Origin of the sequence: Pilosibacter fragilis (assembly GCF_032490495.1) — a bacterium.
Taxonomy (GTDB): Bacteria; Bacillota; Clostridia; order Lachnospirales; family Lachnospiraceae; genus Pilosibacter; species Pilosibacter fragilis.
This window is the reverse complement of record NZ_JAVYJB010000002.1, coordinates 158,182-175,549: the sequence shown is the minus strand read 5'-3', so window position 1 is coordinate 175,549 and position 17,368 is coordinate 158,182. Positions and strand designations below refer to the sequence as shown.

Below are 17,368 nucleotides of genomic sequence, written 5' to 3'. Positions count from 1 at the left end.
TGAAAGGAGACTTTTCATATGACAGAGAGAGAATTATTAAAAGATAAAAAGAGAATCGTGATCAAGATCGGATCTTCTTCACTGACACACGCGGAGACAGGCGATCTGAATCTTGCAAAGATCGAGAAGCTTGTCCGCATCATCAGTGACATGAGAGGCATGGGAAAAGAAGTGATCCTTGTTTCCTCCGGTGCCATCGCCACAGGACGCCAGACTCTCGGCGGAAAGAAACCGGAGACGGTTGCCGAGAAACAGGCATACGCAGCTGTGGGCCAGGCACGTCTCATGATGGTGTACCAGAAGCTTTTCTCCGAGTACAACCAGACTGCGGCACAGATCCTGATCACAAAGGCGACGATCCTGGATGATACCTCCCGCACGAACGCGAAGAACACGTTCAATGAACTTTTAAAGCTCGGAACGGTGCCGATCGTAAATGAGAACGATACCGTATCTACATATGAAATTAAATTCGGTGATAACGACAGACTGTCTGCCATCGTTGCAGCCCTCGTGGAAGGCGACCTGCTATTCCTTCTCTCCGATATCGACGGCCTCTACACCGACGATCCGAAGAAAAACCCGGACGCGAAGTTCATCAGCCAGGTGGATGATCTTACCGATGAATTTATGGCTATGGGTAAGGGAACCACAGGAAGTGACGTGGGAACCGGTGGAATGGCGACGAAGCTCCATGCGGCAAAGATCGCGACGGAGAGCGGAGCCGACATGGTGATCGCCAACGCGGACGATCTGGAAGTTATGTGGCGGATCTTAAAGGGCGAGGAGATCGGAACGCTCTTTAAAGCGAATAAGAGCAGTGAATTTGCGCTGTTGGATTATATCCAGAGCATTCACGCGTAATATGGGCTCTGAAAAGAAACTGAGAGGACAAGAGAAACAAATATGAAACAGGAACAGATCGACAGAATCAATGAGCTTTACCATAAATCCCAGGCCGTAGGACTTACGGACGCGGAAAAAGAGGAACAGGCAGCTTTGAGAAAACAGTATGTTGCCGATATCAAGGCGAGCCTCAGAGGCCATTTAAACAATATCTCCATCGTTGAGAAGGATGGCTCCGTGACAGATCTTGGAAAGAAATACGGAAATGTTGGAAAAACAGAAAGCTGATCTTAGAAAAGAAATACGAGACCAGTTAAGGTTACTGCCGGAGGAAGAAAAAGAGATTCTGGACCGCCAGATCGCGGAGCGGGTCCTGACTCTTCCCGCGGTCACTGATGCCGGGGCAGTTTACGGATATGCGTCTTTAAACTGGGAGACTGGGACTGCGGAGATCTTAAAAGAGCTTTGGAAGAAAAAATGCATTGTCTGCCTTCCAAGAGTCATGGGTGAGACGATGGAGTTTTTCGTGACTGACTCAGAGGATGATCTCACTGAGGGCGCGTTTCACATTATGGAGCCTAAGAACGGATGCCGGAGCGCAGAGGAGTACCATTCGGAAATAGCTTCGGAAAAGATGGACCAGGAATTTCATCAGAAATCCAGGTATATTTTTCCGACAGCACCGATCCTGGTGCCGGGCATGGGATTTACGGAAAACGGCGTCCGCCTTGGAAAAGGCGGCGGATATTATGACCGGTATCTGGAGACGCATCCCGGTCATAAGACCATTGCCCTGGCATACGAGTTCCAGATCCTTCATGAGATCCCGGCGGAACCGTATGACAAGAGCGTGGATATGATCGTGACAGAAAAACGGGTGATCCAGTGCAACATTGAGTAACAACATGCTCAGGATCATAAATCAGGGAGGAAACAGTCATGTTAATAGAAATCGGACAGAAAGCAAAAGAAACTTCCTATATCCTCGGAAAAATGGGGACAGACTTAAAGAACGCGGGACTTCTGGCTGCGGCCCAGGAGATCTTGGATGAAGAGGATGAGATCTTAAAAGCCAACGCGGCGGATGTCGCAAAAGCGAAAGAAAGAGGAATGGCTCCGGGACTTGTGGACCGCCTGGAGCTGAACCACAAGCGGATCGAGGGAATCGTGGAGGGCATGCGCCAGGTCGTAGGTCTCGAGGATCCGGTGGGAGAGGTGATCTCCATGAAGAGGCGCCCGAACGGACTCCTGATCGGCCAGAAACGGGTGCCCTTCGGTGTTATCGGAATCATCTACGAGGCGAGACCAAATGTGACGGCAGATGCTTTTGCCCTCTGCTTTAAGACAGGAAATGCCGTGATCCTTCGCGGCGGCAGCGACGCGCTGGAATCCAATAAGGCCATCGTTGCGGCGATCAGGAATGGCTTAAAGAAGGAGAGAATCCCGGAGGACGCGATCTCTCTGATCGAGGATACAAGCCATGAGACCGCGAGAGAGTTCATGCGGATGAACGGATATCTCGATGTCCTGATCCCGAGAGGCGGGGCAGGTCTGATCCGTACCGTTGTGGAGAACAGCACGGTTCCGGTGATCGAGACGGGTACCGGAAACTGTCATATCTATGTGGACGAGAGCGCGGATTTCGATATGGCGTTAGATATCATCTTTAATGCGAAGACCCAGAGGATCGGCGTCTGCAACGCCTGCGAATCCACCTTGGTACATAGAAAGATCGCAAAGGAATTCCTGCCGCTGATGAAAAAGCGTCTCGATGAGAAAAACGTGGAGATACGCGCTGACGAGGGGGCCCGCTCCATCGTGCCGGAATTTACGGCGGCCACAGAGGAAGACTGGGGAAAAGAGTACCTGGATTATATTCTTTCCTGCAAGATCGTGGACTCCGTGGATGAGGCTATCGCCCATATCAACCGGTACAATACGGGACATTCCGAGGCCATCGTGACAAAGGACTACGAGAACGCCCAGAAATTCTTAAATGAGGTGGATGCGGCGGCAGTTTATGTCAATGCCTCCACGAGATTTACTGACGGATTTGAGTTCGGCTTCGGCGCTGAGATCGGTATCAGCACCCAGAAGCTCCATGCGAGAGGACCGATGGGACTTCTGGCGCTGACATCCACGAAGTATATTATTTACGGGGATGGACAGATCCGCAAATAGAAATACAGGCTGTAAAGCATTCCGGCGGATTTCCGCTGACGTTGGTCATGGGCGGAGAAGTAAAAAACAACGTAACTGTTCAGTAGGTCTGCGCACTTGCTGCGCTGACCGTAAGAAAACATAGGCTGGAAGGCAAAAATCCCATCAGCGAAGCTGATCTGGAATGGATTTTTGCACGTAACTATGAAGGTACTGAATAGCTACAAAACAACAAGGTTGCATTTTCGGGGAATCTTGGGTATAATCATTCGGGACAGTTCAGCCAGGGACGTTTATGCCAAAAAGAGAACGGCTGAACATAAAGGTTTATAAAAATAGTTGGAGAAATATCAGAATGACAGATAAAAATATTATCGCAGGTGCCCCGACAGAGGAACCTGCGAGACAGCAGTACTTTATGGAACAGGTGAAGAAGCTCGTGGAGGCGGAGAGCGCGAAAAAAGGCCGTCCGCTCACCTGTTTTATCAACACCTTCGGGTGCCAGATGAATGCCAGAGACTCCGAAAAACTCCTTGGAATCTTAAAGGAAGCCGGTTATGAGGAGGGAACCGATGAGAATTCAGATTTCGTCCTCTACAATACATGCACCGTTCGTGAGAACGCGAACTTAAAGGTTTATGGCCGCCTTGGATATTTAAGCGGTGTAAAGAGAAAGAACCCGGATATGATGATCGCCCTCTGCGGCTGCATGATGCAGGAGCCGGAGGTAGTCGCAAAGATCAAGAAGAGCTACCGCCATGTGGACCTGATCTTCGGAACCCACAATATCTTCAAGCTTGCGGAGCTGCTCTACGAGCGCTTCATGGAGAAGAAGATGGTGGTCGATGTATGGGAAGGAACAAACGAGATCGTGGAGGAACTCCCGATCGAGAGAAAGTATCCGTTCAAATCTGGTGTCAACATCATGTTCGGCTGCAACAACTTCTGCAGCTACTGTATCGTGCCGTATGTGCGCGGACGCGAGAGAAGCAGGGAGCCGGAAGATATTATCAAGGAGATCGAGGGTCTTGTAGCTGACGGTGTCGTGGAAGTCATGCTTCTGGGACAGAACGTCAACTCCTACGGAAAGAACCTGGAACAGCCAATCACGTTCGCGGAGCTCCTTAGAAGAGTGGAAAAGATCGAGGGACTTGAGCGGATCCGCTTCATGACTTCCCATCCGAAGGATCTCTCCGATGAACTCATCGAGACCATGAAGAACTCCAAAAAGATCTGCAGCCATTTGCATCTTCCGCTTCAGTCTGGCAGCAGTGAGATCTTGAAGAGAATGAACCGCAAATACTCGAAGGAACAGTACCTCGCCCTGGTGGAGAAGCTCCGTGCGGCGATGCCGGATATTTCCCTGACCACCGATATCATCGTGGGATTCCCGGGAGAGACAGAGGAGGACTTCGAGGAGACCATGGATGTGGTGAGAAAAGTGCGTTACGACAGTGCTTTCACCTTCATCTACTCCAAACGTACCGGAACACCGGCGGCTGCTATGCCAAACCAGGTTCCGGAGGACGTGGTAAAGAACCGTTTCGACCGCCTGCTTAAGGAGGTCCAGGACATCGCGGCTGAGGTCGTAAAGCGCCACGAGGGAACAGTACAAAAAGTCCTTGTGGAGGAGATCGATACGCACGAGGCAGGCTTTGTGACAGGAAGACTTTCCAACAACACAGTCGTGCATTTCGCTGGAGACGCATCTCTGATCGGAAAGATCGTTGATGTCTCCTTAGACGAGGCAAAGGGATTCTACTATATGGGATCTCTTGTAAAATAAGATGAAACACATGTGACGCCCGGAGCCGAGTGCTTCGGGCGCTGTGGGCATGTTAAGGAATAGGAGAAAAGACGTGGGACAGATTTCACCAATGATGACACATTATCTCGAAACAAAAAAACAGTATCCGGACTGTATTCTTTTTTACCGATTGGGTGATTTCTACGAGATGTTTTTTGAGGATGCCAAGACGGTTTCAAGAGAGCTGGAGCTGACACTGACGGGAAAGGACTGCGGCCTGGAAGAGCGGGCACCGATGTGCGGTGTGCCATTCCACGCGGTGGAAGGTTATCTCACGAGACTTGTCCAGAAAGGCTATAAGGTCGCTATCGCGGAGCAGATGGAGGACCCGAAGCTCGCAAAGGGCCTCGTAAAGCGCGAAGTCATCCGCGTTGTGACACCGGGAACCATAACGAGCTCCCAGGCCCTGGATGAGACAAAGAACAACTACCTGATGGCGGTTGTGTATACTGGAAACAATTACGGAATTGCGACGGTCGACATTACGACCGGCGATTTTTTTGTTACAGAAGTGACGAGCGAGCGGGCACTGCTTGATGAGATCAATAAGTTCACACCGTCGGAGCTCGTGTGCAACGAGGCACTCTTTATGTCCGGGCTGGACATGGATGAGTTAAAAGAACGGTATCATTTTGCCGTGACCGCCCTGGAAAACAGGTTTTTCTCGGACGATGACTGCAGAAAGATCTTAAAAGAGCACTTCCATGTGATGAGTCTGGAAGGACTGGGCCTGGGCGACTACGAGAACGGAATGATCGCCTCCGGTGCTGTTCTTCAGTACCTCTATGAGACGCAGAAGAATGACCTGTCCCATCTGACGAAGATCACACCGTATACGACAGGTCAGTTCATGATGATCGACACCTCCACGAGACGAAATCTGGAGTTAGTTGAGACCTTAAGGGAAAAACAGAAGCGCGGATCCCTGCTCTGGGTTCTCGATAAGACAAAGACGGCCATGGGAGCGAGACTTCTCCGTTCTTTTATTGAACAGCCGCTGATCGATAAAGAGGAGATCGAGCGCCGTCAGCAGGCCATCGAGGAACTGAACATGAACTATATTTCCAGGGAGGAGATCCGGGAATACTTAAATTCCGTCTACGACCTGGAACGCCTCATGGGCCGCATCAGTTACAAGACAGCGAACCCGAGAGACCTTCTCTCCTTTAAGAATTCCCTGGAGATGCTGCCGTATATCAAAGATATTCTCGGAGAATTCTCCTGCGAGCTCTTAAAAAAGATGAATGAGGACCTGGACCCGCTCCGGGACCTCTATGAGCTGATCGACCGCTCCATTGTCGACGAGCCGCCGATCACGGTCCGCGAGGGAAACATCATCAAGGACGGATACAGCGAGGAAGCCGACAAGTACCGGAAGGCGAAGACTGAGGGGAAGGCATGGCTGGCGGATCTTGAGACGGAGGAGAAGGAAAAGACAGGGATTAAAAATCTGAAGATCAAGTACAACAAGGTGTTCGGCTACTATTTTGAGGTGACGAACTCCTTCAAGGACTTAGTTCCGGAGTACTTTATCCGTAAACAGACGCTGACAAACGCAGAGCGGTACACCACAGACCGCCTGAAAGAGCTGGAAGACATCATCATGGGCGCGGAGGACCGCCTCTACACCTTAGAGTATGACCTGTTCTGCGACGTGCGTGATCAGATCGCGGCGGAAGTCCTGCGGATCCAGAGTACCGCGAAGGCTATTGCGGGCATTGACGTGTTCACATCCCTGTCCACGGTGTCCATGAGAAATAACTATGTGAAGCCGAAGATCAACGAAAAAGGCGTTATCAACATCAAGAACGGACGCCATCCGGTGGTTGAGAAGATGATCAAGGACAGTCTGTTTGTCGCAAACGATACATATCTGGACAATGGAAAGAACAGGATCTCCGTCATCACGGGACCGAACATGGCCGGTAAGTCCACCTATATGAGACAGACAGCCCTCATCGTCCTCATGGCACAGATCGGAAGCTTTGTCCCGGCGGACGAGGCTAACATTGGAATCTGCGACAGGATCTTTACGAGAGTCGGCGCCTCCGATGACCTGGCTTCCGGCCAGAGTACGTTTATGGTTGAGATGACAGAGGTGGCGAATATCCTGAGAAACGCCACAAAGAACAGTCTTCTTGTCCTCGATGAGATCGGCCGAGGTACGAGTACCTTCGATGGCCTGTCCATTGCCTGGGCGGTCATCGAGCACATCAGCAACCCGAAGATCCTCGGCGCGAAGACATTGTTTGCGACTCATTACCATGAGCTCACGGAACTTGAGGGAACCATAAGCGGAGTTAACAACTACTGTATCGCCGTTAAGGAACAGGGGGACGATATCGTGTTCCTCAGAAAGATTGTAAAGGGCGGAGCAGACAAGAGTTACGGAATCCAGGTAGCGAAGCTTGCGGGAGTACCGGAGCCGGTCATCGCCCGTGCGAAGGAACTCGTGGAGGAGCTTGCCAGTGCTGATATTACCGCGCAGGCAAAGGAAATCGCCCAGATGAGCGCGTCCCCGCAGCACAAGGCGGTGGCAAAGCCGGACGAGGTGGATCTCAACCAGATGTCGATCTTCGATACGGTGAAGGATGACGATATCATAAAGGAACTCGGGGATCTTGAGCTTTCCAGTATGACCCCGATCGATGCGTTGAATACGCTGTACAGACTGCAGACGAAGCTTAAGAACCGCTGGCAGTAATGATACGAAAAAACCTTGTGGGTGCGGGTTTTCGCATGAAACGGCATGAAAGACAAATACCAGCGAGGGTAAAATATGAAAGAGAGGGAGAGAGACTATGCCGATTCAGGTGCTGGATCAGAGTACGATCAACCAGATCGCTGCGGGAGAGGTTGTGGAGCGGCCTGCTTCCGTGGTGAAAGAGTTAATGGAAAACGCCATTGATGCCGGTTCCACGGCGATCACCGTGGAGATCCGTCAGGGCGGTATCGGGTTTATCCGGATCACGGACAATGGATGCGGGATCAAGAAGGAAGAGCTTCCGTTAGCGTTTCTTCGCCACTCCACCAGTAAGATCCGGACAGCGGAAGATCTGCTCACGGTCTCTTCCCTTGGATTCCGTGGCGAGGCACTTTCCAGTATCGCGGCCGTCTCTCAGGTGGAACTGATCACAAAGACCTCTGGCAGCCTCACGGGATCCAGATACAGGATCGAAGGCGGCGAGGAGAAAGGCCTTGAGGAGATCGGCGCGCCGGACGGAACCACATTTATCTCCAGGAACCTCTTTTTCAACACACCTGCCAGACGGAAATTTTTGAAGACGGAGACCACGGAAGGGGCACACGTGACAGATCTCGTGGAAAAGATCGCCCTGTCCCACCCAGAGATCTCCATCCGGCTTATCGTGAATAACCAGAGCCGTCTCCACACCTCGGGGAATCACAACCTGAAAGACATTATCTACACCGTCTACGGGCGGGAGATCGCGGCAAACCTTCTCCCGGTGGAGGTGTCAAACGGAATCGTGAAGATCTCCGGATTTATCGGAAAGCCGGTGATCGCCCGGGGAAACAGAAATTTTGAGAATTATTTCATCAACGGGCGGTACATTAAGAGCGGACTCGTGTCCAAGGCCATCGAGGACGGGTACAAGAGCTATATGATGCAGCACAAATATCCCTTCACGCTGCTGCACCTCACCGTGGAGCCGGAGTTTATCGATGTGAACGTACATCCGTCAAAGATGGAGCTTCGCTTCAAGGACGGCGAGAACATGTACCGGGTGATCTGCCAGGCGGTGGTGGACGCCCTTTCCGGGAAAGAATTGATTCCGAACGTGAGCCTCATGTCGGAGCGGGAAGAGCGCGAGCTTGAGAAAAAAGAGACTGCCGCGGCGGGAAATCCGATCCCGGGAAGCGGGATGAGTGAGCCCGTAAAGAACGCCCGCGGTCCGGAACCTTTTGAGCACCGGCGCATGGAAGCCATGGGCATCCGCGAGGAACGACCGGCCTACGGGGAGAAGAAGCAGAAGAGCGAATGGATCCTGCCGCCGAAACCGCTGACAAGGGAACTGCCGCCGGAACGCGCACAGGCACAGCAGCCAAACGAGACAGGAGCGGCAGCGATGCCTGCGGCTTTGGAAGAGAAAGCTCCGGAGACGACAGGTGCGGCTTTGGCTGCGAAGAAAGCGGTCCCGGCTGAGAAAGAAGCACCTCTGGCAGAGAAGGAAGCGCTTCCTAAGCAGATGGAAATGTTCGACAACCGCCTTCTCTCGGAAACCGCGAGAAAGCGCCACCGTCTGATCGGCCAGGTCTTCGAGACTTACTGGCTTGTGGAGTACGACGGCAGTCTCTACATTATCGACCAGCATGCCGCCCACGAGAAGGTCCTCTTCGAGAAGAACTTCGCGTCCCTAAAGACGAGGGAATACACCTCCCAGCTCGTGAGCCCGCCGATCATCCTGACACTTTCCTTACAGGAGGCGGATCTCTTAAAACGCCACATGAAGGTGTTTACGGACATCGGCTTCGAGATCGAGCCTTTCGGCGGAAACGAGTACGCGGTGCGGGCGGTGCCGGACAATCTGTTCTCCCTGGCGAAAAAGGACCTTCTGATGGAACTCATCGACGGACTCTCCGATGAGAGTATGGGAAAGAATGTGGAGTCCATCTACGACCGGATCGCCACCATGTCCTGCAAGGCGGCGGTAAAGGGAAACAACGAGCTGTCCTTCGCCGAAGCGGATAAGCTCATCGATGAACTGTTAAAACTGGAGAATCCATATAACTGCCCGCACGGAAGACCGACGATCGTCGCGATCAGCAAATATGAGATGGAAAAGAAATTCAAGAGGATCATATAATGAAAAAGCCTTTGATCATAATCACCGGGCCGACGGCGTCCGGAAAGACCGCCCTGTCGGTGGAACTCGCGAAAAAGGTCGGCGGCGAGATCATCAGCGCCGATTCCATGCAGGTGTACCGCCACATGGATATCGGTTCCGCAAAGGTGACGAAGGAGGAGATGGACGGTGTCAGACATCACCTGATCGATGTTCTGGATCCGTGGGATGAATTTAACGTGGTCGTTTTCCAGAGACTCGCAAAGCAGGCCATGGAGGAGATCTACGCCGCCGGACATATCCCGATCATCGCTGGAGGCACCGGCTTTTATATCCAGGCACTGGTGAACGATATCGATTTTACGGAAAATGACAGTGATACGGGATACAGGAAAGAATTGGAGTGTCTGGCGGCAGAAAAAGGCGCGTCCTGCCTTCACGATATGTTAAAGGAAGTGGACCCGGAGTCCGCAGAGGCGATCCACGAGAACAACGTGAAGCGTGTAATCCGCGCCTTGGAGTTTTACAAGAAAACCGGGACAAAGATATCCGAACATAACGAGGCGGAGCGGCAGAAAGAATCGCCATACAACTTCGCTTACTATGTACTGAACATGGATCGCGAACGCCTGTATCAGAGGATCGACCTGCGGGTGGATCTCATGATGAAGAACGGCCTGCTGGCGGAAGTGGAAAAGTTGAAGGAGATGGGCTGCACGAGAGATATGGTGTCCATGCAGGGGCTTGGATACAAAGAGATCCTGGATGCCCTGGATGGAACGATCTCCTTAGATGAGGCGGTCTACATCATTAAGCGCGACACCAGACACTTCGCGAAGCGCCAGCTCACCTGGTTTAAGAGAGAAAAAGAAGTTACCTGGGTGGATCAGGGAAACTTTGATTTTGATAGAGAAAAGATCCTCGTGTGGATGCTTGAGGATCTGCGCGAAAGAAACATTATGGCAGTTAGAAAAAAGGAGAAATCATGGAACTTATAAAGATGTACGGAGAGCTTGGAATCTCTGAGAAGGTTTTAAATTATGGAAGAGAGATCGAGAAAAGCCTGCACGACCGTTTCGAGGCCATCGATAAGACAGCAGAATACAATCAGTTAAAGGTCATTAAAGCCATGCAGGAGGCGAGAGTCAGCGATATCCATTTCGCCGGAACTACGGGATACGGCTACAATGACCTTGGACGTGACACGTTGGAGGAAGTCTATGCGAAGGCATTCCACGGCGAGGACGCCCTTGTCCGCCCACAGCTGATCTCCGGAACCCATGCGCTTACCATTGCTCTTTCCGGAAATCTCCGCCCGGGTGATGAGATCCTTTCCCCGGTAGGAAAACCGTACGATACTTTAGAGGAAGTCATCGGAATCCGTGATTCTGTCGGTTCCTTAAAGGAGTTCGGCATTACCTACAGCCAGGTGGATCTTCTTCCGAACGGTGATTTCGACTTTGAGAACATCAAAAAAGCTATCAATGAGCGAACAAAACTCATCGAGATCCAGCGCTCCAAGGGATATGCCACAAGACCAACCTTATCCGTAAAGCGTATCGGCGAGCTGATCTCCTTTATCAAGTCTATCAAGCCGGATGTGATCTGCATGGTAGATAACTGCTACGGCGAGTTCGTGGAGGAGATGGAGCCGACAGATGTGGGAGCGGACATGATCGTCGGTTCCTTAATTAAGAACCCGGGCGGCGGACTTGCCCCGATCGGCGGCTATATCGTCGGACGCAGGGACTGCGTGGAGCGGGCGGCATACCGCCTGACAGCTCCGGGTCTCGGAAAAGAGGTTGGTGCCAGCCTCGGTGTCAGCCAGTCTCTCTACCAGGGACTTTTCCTGTCTCCGACCGTTGTTGCGGGTGCATTAAAGGGCGCGATTTTCGCAGCAAACGTGTACGAGAAGCTGGGCTTCGGCGTCGTTCCGAACGGCACTGAGAGTCGTCACGATATCATCCAGGCCATCACCTTCGGAACACCGGAAGGCGTCATCAAGTTCTGCGAGGGCATCCAGGCGGCAGCGCCGGTGGACAGCTTCGTGACTCCGGAGCCGTGGGCGATGCCGGGATACGATTCTGATGTCATCATGGCAGCAGGAGCGTTCGTTCAGGGGTCCTCAATCGAACTTTCCGCAGACGGTCCGATCAAGCCGCCGTACGCGGTATACTTCCAGGGCGGACTCACATGGTATCATGCGAAGCTCGGTATCTTAATGTCCCTTCAGAAGTTAGTGGATGCAGGGATCGTGACACTGTAAGAGTGTGAACTTTTTCTTAACTCATTGTTTTTGGGCGTGAAATATGCTAAAATTTCCTGCATAGGCGAAACAAACAGCCGCCGGGACTGACGATCATGCGCAGTTCCAGCGATCGAGAGGAATGAAACAGTATGAAGAGTAAAAGTTCCTGGGCGCTGCTTCTCCTTCTGCTTTCCGGAATCGTTTTGGGAGGCTTTATCGGGGAGATGACAGCGAAGGTGCCGGGACTTTCCTGGTTGAATTTTGGAGAATCCTTTGGTCTTAACGATCCACTGATCCTTAACCTCGGGATCCTCGTGATCACGTTCGGACTCAGCATCCGGATCACGATGGCGAGCATCATCGGCGTGATCATTGCAATTTTAATTTACCATTTTCTGTAGGAAAAGGGGACATCTGCCGTATCGTGTACTTGGAGAGACAGGAAAGGCGGAATGTCAGTATGGAAAAGAAAAATGGAAAGACAATGAAGGGGCTTCCGATCTCAGAACGCCCCTATGAGAAGGTGCTGGAGAAAGGTCCGGTATCCCTCTCGGACGCGGAGCTTCTCTCCGTGATCCTGCGCTCCGGGACGAAAAATATCCCGGTGCGGGACATGGCGGAGGAAATCTTAAATGCCGGAAATCCGCCGGGACTCGCAGGACTTCTCCATGGAACAGTGGAAGACTATAAGGAGATCCGCGGTGTCGGTGAGGTGAAGGCGATCCAGCTTGCCTGTATCGGAGAACTCTCCGCCAGAATCTGGAAGGCGGCGGCATCGGAGAAGACCATCGTCTTTGACGCACCGTCGAAAGTGGCGGCTTTTTATATGGAGGAAATGCGCCATTTAGAGCAGGAGAACTTAAAGCTTCTGCTCCTGAACACGAAAAATATTCTGTTGAGGGACATCACAGTCTCCAGGGGAACGGTGAATGCATCCTGCGCGACACCGCGGGAGATCTATATCGAGGCGCTGCGCTTCAGGGCCTGCGGGATCATCCTGCTCCACAACCATCCCAGCGGGGACCCGGCACCCAGCCGGGAAGACTGCCTCTTCACAGAACGGGTCCGGGAAGCAGGGAGTCTTATGGGAGTCCCGCTTTTAGACCATATCATTATCGGAGATAATTCCTATGTGAGCCTTAGAGAACGGGGAATTTTTGAAACATGAAAAACAATACGAAATATTTTCTATTTGGACTGTCGCTTCTCTGCGTCTGCATGATCGGAATCACGACCATCAAGGGAAGCATCTTAAACCCGCTGAGAACCGCGGTGGGCTATGTGCTGGTGCCGATCCAGTCCGGCGTGAACCGGGTTGGCGGCGGCCTCTACAATGAACTGAGCAGTGTCGGAAAGCTTAAGACGGCACTGGCGGAGAATGAGACCTTAAAGACGAGAGTGGATGAACTGACGGAGGAGAACACGAGACTCCGCTCCGAACAGTTTGAGTTAGAGCGTTTAAGAAGCCTCTACGAGCTGGATCAGGAGTACATGCAGTACCATAAGATCGGTGCCCGGATCATCGCAAAGGACTCCGGCTCCTGGTTTTCCGTATTTCGCATCGACAAAGGGTCTGATGACGGAATCAAGGAGGACATGAATGTCATCGCAGGCGGCGGTCTTGTTGGCATCGTCACAGACGTGGGCGCGAACTACGCCACGGTCCGCTCCATCATTGATGATTCCAGCCGTGTGAGTGCCATGGCACAGCAGTCCGGGGACTCCTGCATCGTGGCAGGTGATCTGCAGCTCTTTAAAGAGGGCCGCTTAAAGCTTTCTTACATGGAAAAGGACGATGATATCAAGGACGGCGACATGATCGTCACCTCTAATATCAGCGGAAAGTTCCTACCGGGAATCCTAGTGGGATATGCCACGGACATCACGGTAGACTACAATGACAACCTGACAAAATCGGGATACCTGATTCCTGCCGCGAGGTTCGACAGACTTCAGGAGGTCCTGGTGATCACAGACTTAAAGGATGCGGGGCCGGAGATCAATGAATAGCAATATGAAACGGATCATCGCGAGTTTTCTGCTGGTGATTCTGGCATTTATCGTGCAGACATGTATTTTTCCGCTGCTGCCGTTCCTGGCGGTATATCCGAATCTCATGGTGATCCTTGTCTTTTCCTTCGGGTTTATCCGGGGAAGTGCCTGGGGGATGGGATACGGTCTGATCGTGGGACTTCTGATGGACCTCTCGTCCGGAGGTCCGCTCGGATTTCACACGCTGATCTTTATCTGGATGGGCTATGTAAACGGAATCTGCACGAAGTATTATTATGAGGACTATATTACGCTGCCGCTGGTGCTTTCAGCGCTGAACGAAGTGTTTTATAATTTCTATCTTTATGTATTCGGCTTCCTGGTGCGGGGAAGATTACATTTCGGCTATTATTTCATCAACATTATCCTGCCGGAGACGATCTTCACCGTGGTGACAACACTGATCCTGTACCGGCTGTTCCTGTATATCAGCCGCAAACTGGAAGAGATGGAAAAAAGGAGAGACACAACGATTGTTTAACGATTTTTCTGAGATCCTGAAAGAGTTTTTGAAAAAGCTGCTGTCGTCAAGACTTGTGATCCTGGCGGTGGTATTTGTGGGGCTGTACGCGATCCTTGGCATGCGCCTGTTCAATCTTCAGATCATGGAGGGAGAGCAGTTCCAGGAAAACTATATGGCAAAGACGGAGAAAAAGATCAGTCTTACCGGTACCCGTGGAAATATTTATGACAGAAACGGGAATGTTCTTGCATATAATAAACTGTCGTACAATGTGACGCTTCAGGATAACGGAGATTACAAGAGATCCAATGACAGAAACCGGATGCTTTTAGAGCTTGTCCGGATTTTGAACCGCCATGGCGAGAGCGTGGAAGGTGATTTTTCCATTGGATATGATTCCTCCGGCGAGATGATCTTCACGACAACCAGTGAGACGGCAAGAAGACGTTTCCTGAGCGATTACTACGGATTAAAAAAGACGGACGAGCTGGATGACGCGGAAGGAAAATATCCTTCCGATGTGACGGCGAGGGAAGTCTTTGACGACAGGGTGAAGTACTACGGTCTTGACCAGCTGAAGGATGACAACGGAGCTCCTATCGAGTTCACCGACGAGGAAGCTCTCGGGATCATCAACATCCGCTACACGATGGGACTCACTGCATACCGGAAATATGAGTCCACGACCATCGCCTCCGATGTCAGCAAGGAGACCATGACGGATATCCTGGAAAACTCCGGAAACTTAAAGGGTGCAGAAATCGAGGAATCCACGATCCGTGTATACAATGATAGTGTATATTTTGCGCCGATCATCGGCTATATCGGAAAAGTATGGGATGATGAGCTCGAAAAACTGCGGGAGACGAACCCGGATTACGAGCTGACAGACCTTGTGGGTAAGACCGGAATTGAAGCGTCCATGGAGACGGAACTTCAGGGCAAGAAAGGTTCCCAGACCATGTATGTGGACAGTATGGGACGGATCCTGGAGGTTGTTAAGAGGACGGAGCCGGAGGCCGGACATGACATCTACCTGACGTTGGACCGTGATCTTCAGATCGGTGTGTACCATATTCTGGAACAGCAGCTCGCCGGTATCATCACGGACAAGCTTGTAAACCGTGACCTGGATGACAACGATTACAAGAAAGCGGCGAATATCCCGATTCCGGTGAAGGATGTTTACTATCAGCTGATCAACAACAATGTTCTGGATCTTTCTGCGTTCTCCGCGCCGGAGGCATCCCAGACAGAGAAAAATATTTACGCGAAATACAGTCAGTCGAGAGAGCAGATCCTGGCTCAGATCAGGAGCGAGCTCACGGACGGATCCGCAAGAAAGATGGTGGACCTGCCGGAAGATATGTTTGCCTATATGCAGTATATCTACACGCTGCTTTCCGAACGTCAGATCATCAAGACGGATAAGATCGACCAGGAGTCCGACACCTACAAGGCATGGAAAGACGATTCCATCAGCCTCAGGGATTACCTGTACGATGGAATCGCTGAGAGCTGGATCGACACGACAAAGTTAAAGATCGAGTCCAGATATTCCGACGCGGACAGCATTTACCGGACCATCGTGGATTATGTGCTGGATGACCTGCAGAACGATGCGGCCTTCACAAAGAAGATCTTCCGGTATCTCGTAAACAACGGCACCGTATCCGGAAAGGAACTCTGCCTCGCCCTCTATGACCAGAATATCCTGGCATACGACGAGAATGAAGTCCGGATGCTGGAGGCGGGAGGAGACGAGTACGCGTTCCAGTTTATCAGAAAGAAGATCTCCGATATCGAGATCACACCGGCCCAGCTGGCTCTGGATCCGTGTTCTGCCAGCGCGGTCATCACGGACGTCCACACCGGTGAGGTGCGGGCGCTGGTGACATACCCGAGCTACGACAATAACAAGTTCTCCGGAACTGTGGATGCGGAGTATTACAATAAGTTAAATAATGACCAGTCCCTGCCACTCTTCAACAATGCCACTCAGGCACAGAAAGCGCCGGGTTCCACCTTCAAACCGATCATCGCGGTAGCGGCTTTGGAGGAGGGAGTCATCGGATTAAACGACACGGTGAACTGTACCGGCATCTATAAGGAGATCTCACCGGCGTTGAGATGTTGGATCTATCCGGGACAGCATGGACCTCTCGATGTGGTCCACGGTATCCAGAACTCCTGCAACGTGTTCTTCTCCGAGATGGGACACCGTCTCTCCATGGACGAGAACGGCAACTATTCACCGGAGCTCGGTATCGAGAAGATCCGGAAATACGCGTCGCTGTTCGGTCTGGATGAGACATCTGGAATCGAGATCGCTGAGAGAGAGCCGCAGATGACAACGGAGAAGCCGGAGGCGTCCTCCATCGGACAGGGTAAGAACTCTTACTCTAACGTCCAGCTTTCCAGATATATCACGGCTGTGGCCAACAAGGGAACAGTCTTCAAACTGAGTCTTCTCGATAAGATGACAGATTCTCAGGGAAATCTCTTAGAAGATTTCACTCCGGAGGTCCGCTCTGTCATCGATGTGAAGGATTCCACATGGAACGCGGTCCACACCGGTATGCGCCGGGTTATCTCCGACGGTTCCGCGAGAAAGATCTTCAGCGATCTTGAGGTGGATATCGCCGGCAAGACAGGTACCGCCGAGGAGATCAAAAACGGACACCGCATCAACCATGCATTCTTCGTTTCCTTTGCACCGTACCAGAATCCCGAAATCGCGGTGACGGTAAATATTCCCTATGGGTATTCGTCATCCAACGCGGCGACGGCCGCGAAAAATATATATCGTTTCTACTACGGATATACAGACCTGAATTACATTCTGAATAACAGTGCGTTGAACTCTTCGAACGTAGAGATCGGAGACTAATCCACGCACTGCACAAACAAAAAGCTGCAGCCCGGCGAATCTGCCGGGCTGTAAGGCGTTGACGGACCGGCGGTCTGGTTTACCTGCCGAAGTTACA

General features: G+C 51.7%; 14 protein-coding genes. All 14 read left to right on the top strand.

Going from position 1 to position 17,368, the window contains the following annotated elements; genetic code table 11:
* Nucleotides 1–18: 18 nt before the first annotated feature.
* The 14 genes from proB (at nucleotide 19) to ABCW45_RS02065 (ending at nucleotide 17,271) form a co-directional block, all read left to right on the top strand.
* A complete protein-coding gene (proB, locus tag ABCW45_RS02130) occupies nucleotides 19–864 on the top strand; it encodes a glutamate 5-kinase (protein ID WP_015554316.1) in 846 nt (281 codons plus the stop codon).
* A 42-nt stretch (nucleotides 865–906) separates the two neighbouring features.
* The gene (locus tag ABCW45_RS02125; RefSeq protein WP_015554317.1) at nucleotides 907–1,134 is read left to right on the top strand and encodes a DUF896 domain-containing protein; all 228 of its coding nucleotides are present in this window, start codon (nucleotides 907–909) and stop codon (nucleotides 1,132–1,134) included.
* Nucleotides 1,112–1,747: a 5-formyltetrahydrofolate cyclo-ligase gene (locus tag ABCW45_RS02120; protein ID WP_343220157.1), complete on the top strand. Its 636-nt coding sequence runs from the start codon at nucleotides 1,112–1,114 to the stop codon at nucleotides 1,745–1,747. Before ABCW45_RS02125 ends, ABCW45_RS02120 begins: the two co-directional genes overlap by 23 nt.
* A 38-nt stretch (nucleotides 1,748–1,785) precedes the next feature.
* Entirely contained in the window at nucleotides 1,786–3,027 is a 1,242-nt protein-coding gene (locus tag ABCW45_RS02115; protein ID WP_343220156.1) for a glutamate-5-semialdehyde dehydrogenase, read from the top strand.
* A gap of 334 nt (nucleotides 3,028–3,361) precedes the next feature.
* Nucleotides 3,362–4,792 carry a tRNA (N6-isopentenyl adenosine(37)-C2)-methylthiotransferase MiaB gene (gene miaB / locus ABCW45_RS02110; RefSeq protein WP_117567075.1) on the top strand — a complete coding sequence of 477 codons (1,431 nt, stop codon included), beginning with the start codon at nucleotides 3,362–3,364 and terminating at the stop codon, nucleotides 4,790–4,792.
* Nucleotides 4,793–4,883: 91 nt separating this feature from the next.
* Nucleotides 4,884–7,517, top strand: coding sequence for a DNA mismatch repair protein MutS (mutS, locus tag ABCW45_RS02105; protein ID WP_181968004.1), 2,634 nt, complete (start codon nucleotides 4,884–4,886; stop codon nucleotides 7,515–7,517).
* A 97-nt stretch (nucleotides 7,518–7,614) separates the two neighbouring features.
* Complete coding sequence (mutL, locus tag ABCW45_RS02100; RefSeq protein WP_117471773.1) at nucleotides 7,615–9,639, top strand: DNA mismatch repair endonuclease MutL; 2,025 nt, start codon at nucleotides 7,615–7,617, stop codon at nucleotides 9,637–9,639.
* Nucleotides 9,639–10,616 carry a tRNA (adenosine(37)-N6)-dimethylallyltransferase MiaA gene (gene miaA / locus ABCW45_RS02095; protein ID WP_117469545.1) on the top strand — a complete coding sequence of 326 codons (978 nt, stop codon included), beginning with the start codon at nucleotides 9,639–9,641 and terminating at the stop codon, nucleotides 10,614–10,616. The genes mutL and miaA overlap by 1 nt, the downstream gene beginning before the upstream one ends.
* Entirely contained in the window at nucleotides 10,604–11,884 is a 1,281-nt protein-coding gene (locus ABCW45_RS02090) for a methionine gamma-lyase family protein (protein WP_015554322.1), read from the top strand. The genes miaA and ABCW45_RS02090 overlap by 13 nt, the downstream gene beginning before the upstream one ends.
* Before the next feature lie 131 nt (nucleotides 11,885–12,015).
* Entirely contained in the window at nucleotides 12,016–12,267 is a 252-nt protein-coding gene (locus ABCW45_RS02085; protein ID WP_015554323.1) for a DUF4321 domain-containing protein, read from the top strand.
* A gap of 59 nt (nucleotides 12,268–12,326) precedes the next feature.
* On the top strand, nucleotides 12,327–13,034 hold the full coding sequence (radC, locus tag ABCW45_RS02080) for a RadC family protein (protein WP_117469546.1): 708 nt from the start codon (nucleotides 12,327–12,329) through the stop codon (nucleotides 13,032–13,034).
* Nucleotides 13,031–13,876, top strand: coding sequence for a rod shape-determining protein MreC (mreC, locus tag ABCW45_RS02075; protein ID WP_015554325.1), 846 nt, complete (start codon nucleotides 13,031–13,033; stop codon nucleotides 13,874–13,876). The genes radC and mreC overlap by 4 nt, the downstream gene beginning before the upstream one ends.
* Nucleotides 13,869–14,399, top strand: coding sequence for a rod shape-determining protein MreD (gene mreD, locus ABCW45_RS02070; protein WP_343220155.1), 531 nt, complete (start codon nucleotides 13,869–13,871; stop codon nucleotides 14,397–14,399). The genes mreC and mreD overlap by 8 nt, the downstream gene beginning before the upstream one ends.
* Nucleotides 14,392–17,271 carry a penicillin-binding transpeptidase domain-containing protein gene (locus tag ABCW45_RS02065; protein WP_117469547.1) on the top strand — a complete coding sequence of 960 codons (2,880 nt, stop codon included), beginning with the start codon at nucleotides 14,392–14,394 and terminating at the stop codon, nucleotides 17,269–17,271. The genes mreD and ABCW45_RS02065 overlap by 8 nt, the downstream gene beginning before the upstream one ends.
* Nucleotides 17,272–17,368: the final 97 nt, after the last annotated feature.